The sequence below is a fragment of the Paenibacillus sp. J53TS2 genome (genome assembly GCF_018403305.1).
In the GTDB taxonomy this organism is placed as follows: Bacteria; Bacillota; Bacilli; order Paenibacillales; family Paenibacillaceae; genus Fontibacillus; species Fontibacillus rhizolycopersici.
In genome coordinates this window covers 1-212 of record NZ_BOSK01000050.1, presented here as the reverse complement: position 1 = coordinate 212, position 212 = coordinate 1, and the positions used below count along the sequence as shown (strand labels likewise).

Below are 212 nucleotides of genomic sequence, written 5' to 3'. Positions count from 1 at the left end.
CCAAGTACCATCGGCGCTGGAGGGCTTAACGGTCGTGTTCGGGATGGGTACGTGTGGAACCCCTCCGCCATCGCCACCAAACGGTTCAAGGTTTAATCCTTGAAAACTGGATACGAAACGAATTTGCGTGTTAGTCTCCTCAAGTGCTCGGATCGGCTTGTTCAGCCTGACGCCACTTTTCGGAGTTGTTTGGATAAGCCCTCGACCGATTA

1 rRNA gene is annotated in these 212 nt (G+C 52.8%); it reads right to left on the bottom strand.

Features of this window, described 5'->3' with window-relative positions:
- Window positions 1–81, bottom strand: a 5S ribosomal RNA gene (gene rrf, locus KJS42_RS23035); the annotation flags it as partial.
- Window positions 82–212: the final 131 nt, after the last annotated feature.